Below are 4,913 nucleotides of genomic sequence, written 5' to 3'. Positions count from 1 at the left end.
CGCGCAGCGCTGCTTCGAAGGCCCGAGCTCGAGGAGGGTGGCCCATGACGTCAAGGTAGCACTCCGTCTCTTTCCCAGTTGCCGGCAGCACGAAGTGAAACCCGTGCCTCCTCGCCGAGTGCTCCACGGTGAAAGCTGGGGTCAACTTGTAGTACCGAGCCCCGACCTCGCGCAGCGCCTTGACAAAACGCTCGAAGTTCTGCCGAGTGGGCATCAGCCACAGGTCGATGTCCTCGGAGAAGGTGGCGGCCCCGTACAGGATGCTCGCCTGTCCGCTGATCAGAAGCCACTTGACGTCATGGTGCTCAAGGCGCCGGAAAAAGCTTGCGATCATGCGCTGCCTGAGCATCCGGTAGTCGACGGCGCAGCTCCCACGCCCGTCGCAAACGCTCGGCGGGTGTGAGTTCTTGCCACGCCCTGGTCTTGAACGGCGAGAGCGCGTCTTGCAGCTCGAGCGGATCTGCCTCCGCCGCGTCCAATCCTGGGCTCACATCTGCCACGACTACATCCTAGGTCATAAACCGTGCTGTTCAAGATGACCGTCCGAGGCGCATCTTCGCTCTTGTGGCAACTAGTGCCTCGCCACAGGAATCCTGGTTGGTTGGCCCCAGCCCTGGCGCCCGCTGGCGGCGTTGGGACCTCCTCGAATATGCGCTGCACCGCATTGAAATGAACCGCAGTCTTCGTCGGTCCGCCTTGCCAGCGAGCCCCACTGCAGGCCCCAACCAACCAGGATTCCTGTGGCGAGGCACTAGTGGAAAGCGCTAGAGCCCCGATTCGGCCGGCGCCATTGCTGCTATCCTGAGATCGTGTCAACGGTCGCCGCCAAGCTGGACGAGCTGCGAGAACGTCTGCGAGCAAGCAACCAGATCCCGGAAGGTGTCGAGCTCATCGTGGTTTTTGGCTCGGTGGCCCGTGACCGGCCGCGCCCGGACAGCGATCTGGACGTCGCCGTGCTCGGCGGTGGATTCTGGGCTCTCTCGGCTTGAGCGGCCACCGTCCTACTTTGAGTAGGATGGTGTCTTGACCCCGGGCCGGTGATCGCTTCATAATCAGTTGATGGTGGCCCAAAAGGTCAGCATTACGGTGGCAGCGGAGTTGATGCGCTGGGCCAAGAGCGCTGCAAGGAAACGGCGGACCACGCTGTCTGCTTTCGTTGCCGAAGCGCTCGAGCAGCAACGGCGGCATCAGGCGCGAGAGAAGTACCTGAAGAAGGCACTTGCAGGCATCCCCGAAGCCGAGCTCGACCGAAAGACTGCCCAGGCGTACGGGGATATCTTCGGTGAAGCGGACGCGGCGGAGTGATCGGAGCCACCTTCGACACGGGCGCTCTGATCGCGCTGGAAAGGCTCGACCAGTCCATGGCCATCCGGCTCCGAGTCCTGCACCAAGCGCGGATGCCCATCACCATTCCCGCATCCGTGATCGCGGAATGGTGGCGAAAGGGTCACGGGCAGCAGGCTATTCTCGACATTGGCCGAGTCGAGCCCCTCACCGAGGAGATCGCCAAGGCGGCCGGGGAGGCGCTGCGAAACGTGCGGGGCGCAGCGGCCATCGACGCAACCGTTATGGCGTCGGCAGCAGCTCGCGGTGATCGCGTCTTTACTTCGGACCCAGCTGACATGCAGCGACTGCAAGCCCATTTCCGATCGGTCGTTGACATCATTCCCGTATAGCCGTTCGGTTCCTGCGCTCGGTCCCGGTTCGGTCCCCGTCCGCTGCCTATGGCATCTCGGTAGCACGGAAGGCTGCTCATGGTTGCTCCGGATCCACATGATAAAGATAAAGTTGAACTCAATATTAATGTCATGCCGAAGCGGCACACGGTGACGATGGTAGAGTTGCGCGAGCGCGCCGAGGAAATCGTACGCGCTGTGGCGGCCGGCAAGAGCATGGTCCTCACGTATCGAGGCAAGCCGGCGCTGCGGCTCGAGCCCTTGGAGCGGCCGTCGGTATCCGAGGAGGATCCGTTCTACAGCTTGGCGGAGCTCGCAGATGATGACGGCGAGGCCTTAAGTAACGAGGCTATCGAAGTAACGAGGCTATCGACGATATCGTCTATGGGTAACCGTTCGCCGCGACGACGGCTTCCCAGGCCGCTTTCTGGGCGGCTTTCGTCCTCGGCCTCGCCCTGCGCTGCAGCTGAATTCCAACCGCAGACGGTTAGGGCCCGCGGAAGAATAACTCGTGTGTTTCGGTGAGGACTGGGCCCCGCTGGCGAGGCGCGACGACGAGGAGTATTGGGGATACTTCGAGAAGGAGCAACATAGCCGGCGGTGGTCAGAACCGGCGAAATGGATGAGTTATTCTTCCGCGGGCCCTTAGTACTCCTCGGGCGATTCCTGCTGGCGCGCTCGCCCAGAAAACCGCCAGAAGACCCGACTCCCAGGGACCTGAACGGTGATGTATGGCACGTGAGGTGTTCGTCGACACGAGCGGCTTCTACGCCCTGCTCGTGAGGGCCGATCCCCGGCACGAGGCCGCGGCGCAGGTTATGCAGCGGGCACGGAAACGCAAGGCTGCACGGCCGCAGCCGATCGCGCTATTCTAGAATCGGTCCACAACTTCGGACTGGACAACACGTGGTGGAGCTGCGCGGGAAACGGATCTTGGTAACGGGCGGGGCCGGCTTTCTTGGCAGGGCCCTCGTCGAGGGCCTTCGCGGCGCCGGCCCCGGCGAGGTGATCGTTCCGCGCTACCGAGACTGCGATTTGGTGGAGCAGAGCGCCGTCCGTAGCCTCTACGCCGAGACGCAGCCCCAGGTCGTGTTCCACCTGGCGGCGCGCGTCGGGGGCATCGGAGCCAACCAGCAGAATCCAGGCAGGTACTTCTACGAGAACATGATGATGGGCGCCAACATCATCCACGAAGGCTGGCGCGCTCGGGTAGCGAAGATCATCAATGTCGGAACGATCTGCGCCTATCCCAAGTTCGCCGCGGTGCCGTTTCGGGAGGAGGCCCTCTGGGATGGCTACCCCGAGGAGACCAACGCGCCCTACGGCATCGCAAAAAAGAGCCTGATCGTGATGGCTCAAGGTTACCGCCAGCAGTACGGGCTGAACGCCATCTCCCTGCTGCCCGTGAATCTGTACGGGCCTCACGACAACTTCGACCCGGAATCGAGCCACGTTATCCCGGCCCTGATCCGCAAATTCGTCGAGGCCAAGGCGCAAGACCGCGACGACGTCGTCTTGTGGGGCGATGGAACGCCCACCCGTGAGTTCATGTACGTGGAGGATTGCGCCGAAGGCCTGCTTCTGGCTGCGCAGCGCTTCGATGGCCCCGAGCCCGTCAATCTTGGTGCTGGCTTCGAAATCACGATCAAGGAGCTCGCGGAGCTGATAGCACGGCTGACGGGCTTCCAGGGCAACATCCGCTGGGACACGTCGCGCCCCAACGGTCAGCCGCGACGCATGCTGGATGTCTCGCGAGCCAAGGAGCTGTTCGGGTTCACGGCGAAGACTCCGTTCGACGCGGGCCTCGAGCGCACCATCGCATGGTATCTTGACCAGCCTCGAAGCAACCCATGACCAGTCCCCCTGCACCCAAGGTCGCCCTGATCACGGGCATCACCGGCCAAGACGGAAGCTACCTGGCCGAGCTCTTGCTCGAGAAGGGCTATGTAGTGCACGGCGTCATCCGCCGCTCGTCGAGCTTCAATACCGCCCGGCTCGACCACATCTACCAAGACCCGCACGAACACGGCGCCCGGCTGTTTCTGCACTATGGCGACCTCAACGACGCCACTTCCATCAACACGATCCTGCGCAAGACGAAACCCGACGAGGTGTACAACCTCGCGGCCCAAAGCCACGTGCGCGTCAGCTTCGATGTCCCCGAGTACACCGCCGAAATCACGGCCGTCGGCACCGTGCGCTTGCTCGAGGGCATGCGTGAAGTTGGCATCCGCCCCAAGTTCTACCAGGCGTCGTCATCGGAGCTCTACGGCAAGGTGCGAGAGGTGCCTCAGAGCGAAACAACGCCCTTCCATCCCCGCAGCCCCTACGCCGCCGCCAAAGCCTACGCCTACCACATCACGCGCAATTACCGCGAGGCCTACGGCATGTTCGCGGTCAACGGCATCCTGTTCAACCACGAGAGCCCGCGCCGCGGCGAGACCTTCGTCACGCGCAAGATCACGCGCGCCCTCGGTCGCATCAAGCGCGGCCTGCAGGACAAGCTTTTCCTGGGCAACCTCGAGGCCGAACGCGACTGGGGCTTCGCCGGCGATTATGTCGAGGCCATGTGGAGGATGCTCCAGCACGACCAGCCCGACGACTTCGTCATCGCCACCGGCGAGACCCACTCCGTACGGGAGTTTCTAGAGCTCGCCGCACGGCACGCCGAAGTCGACCTTCAAGACAGGGTCGAGATCGACCCCAGGTACTTCCGGCCGGCCGAGGTGGACCAGCTGCTTGGCGACGCCTCGAAGGCTCGGCGTGAGCTCGGCTGGAAGCCCCAGGTCAGTTTCAAGGGCCTGGTGACCATGATGGTGGACGCGGACCTCGAGGCGGCCGACCGGGAGCGCAAGGCGGCCTCCTGACGTTGGCGCACGCGCCACACAGGGGGCAGGCACTCGCCACGGTTCTGCGAAGCCGCCGATCTACCGATCGAGCGCAAGCCATTGAATTCCTGCTGGAAGTAGTCGGTAGACCCGGGCCGCGCTCCGTGTCGACGCTATCGACACGTTGCACGAATATGTCGACAAAACTTAGAATCATCGACATATGTCCTGGTCACCTCACAGACCGTACAACGACCTGCCAGCACTGCCGCCGCCCGTCGATCTGGAAACACGAGCCGTCCTCAAGGCCTGCATCGAGGCGATGGCTAGCAGCCTGCCCCGGTGCCGGTTTGCCGCTAGTCCCTACTCCTCGTCGCCTTCCTCGAGCCCGTAGCCCCGGGGCAAGTGG

Annotated in this window: 9 protein-coding genes and 1 pseudogene; 8 read left to right on the top strand and 2 right to left on the bottom strand. The window is 63.3% G+C overall.

The window, feature by feature from the left end; all coding sequences use genetic code 11:
* Positions 1-334, bottom strand: a 334-nt coding sequence (locus MJD61_08530; GenBank protein MCG8555318.1) for a hypothetical protein, incomplete at its 3' end; no start/stop codon positions are given.
* Positions 306-500, bottom strand: coding sequence for a hypothetical protein (locus MJD61_08525; protein ID MCG8555317.1), 195 nt, complete (start codon positions 498-500; stop codon positions 306-308). The genes MJD61_08530 and MJD61_08525, both read right to left, overlap by 29 nt.
* 309 nt (positions 501-809) lie before the next feature.
* On the opposite strand from MJD61_08525, the gene MJD61_08520 reads away from it, so the two are divergent.
* The 8 genes and pseudogenes from MJD61_08520 to MJD61_08485 all read left to right on the top strand — a co-directional run bounded on the left by MJD61_08520 (position 810) and on the right by MJD61_08485 (position 4,826).
* Positions 810-989 carry a nucleotidyltransferase domain-containing protein gene (locus tag MJD61_08520; protein ID MCG8555316.1) on the top strand — a complete coding sequence of 60 codons (180 nt, stop codon included), beginning with the start codon at positions 810-812 and terminating at the stop codon, positions 987-989.
* Between the two features lie 67 nt (positions 990-1,056).
* Positions 1,057-1,305, top strand: a complete 249-nt coding sequence (locus MJD61_08515; GenBank protein MCG8555315.1) for a hypothetical protein — start codon at positions 1,057-1,059, stop codon at positions 1,303-1,305.
* Positions 1,302-1,676 carry a hypothetical protein gene (locus tag MJD61_08510; GenBank protein ID MCG8555314.1) on the top strand — a complete coding sequence of 125 codons (375 nt, stop codon included), beginning with the start codon at positions 1,302-1,304 and terminating at the stop codon, positions 1,674-1,676. Before MJD61_08515 ends, MJD61_08510 begins: the two co-directional genes overlap by 4 nt.
* A gap of 132 nt (positions 1,677-1,808) precedes the next feature.
* Positions 1,809-2,201: a hypothetical protein gene (locus MJD61_08505; protein MCG8555313.1), complete on the top strand. Its 393-nt coding sequence runs from the start codon at positions 1,809-1,811 to the stop codon at positions 2,199-2,201.
* A 206-nt stretch (positions 2,202-2,407) separates the two neighbouring features.
* A complete protein-coding gene (locus tag MJD61_08500; GenBank protein ID MCG8555312.1) occupies positions 2,408-2,551 on the top strand; it encodes a hypothetical protein in 144 nt (47 codons plus the stop codon).
* A gap of 31 nt (positions 2,552-2,582) precedes the next feature.
* Positions 2,583-3,530, top strand: a complete 948-nt coding sequence (locus MJD61_08495; protein ID MCG8555311.1) for a GDP-L-fucose synthase — start codon at positions 2,583-2,585, stop codon at positions 3,528-3,530.
* Positions 3,527-4,543 (top strand): GDP-mannose 4,6-dehydratase, encoded by a 1,017-nt coding sequence (gene gmd, locus MJD61_08490; protein ID MCG8555310.1) that lies wholly within the window; start codon positions 3,527-3,529, stop codon positions 4,541-4,543. Before MJD61_08495 ends, gmd begins: the two co-directional genes overlap by 4 nt.
* Positions 4,544-4,727: 184 nt before the next feature.
* Positions 4,728-4,826: pseudogene (locus MJD61_08485) on the top strand (Fic family protein).
* Positions 4,827-4,913 lie beyond the last annotated feature (87 nt).

This window comes from Pseudomonadota bacterium, assembly GCA_022361155.1.
In the GTDB taxonomy this organism is placed as follows: domain Bacteria; phylum Myxococcota_A; class Polyangia; order Polyangiales; family JAKSBK01; genus JAKSBK01.
This window is presented reverse-complemented; position numbering and strand designations above follow the sequence as displayed.

Coding starts and splice junctions, on each gene's coding strand:
- MJD61_08500 (MCG8555312.1), top strand. CDS start 2,408: ATGGCACGTGAGGTGTTCGTCGACACGAGCGGCTTCTACGCCCTGCTC.
- gmd (MCG8555310.1), top strand. CDS start 3,527: ATGACCAGTCCCCCTGCACCCAAGGTCGCCCTGATCACGGGCATCACC.
- MJD61_08505 (MCG8555313.1), top strand. CDS start 1,809: ATGCCGAAGCGGCACACGGTGACGATGGTAGAGTTGCGCGAGCGCGCC.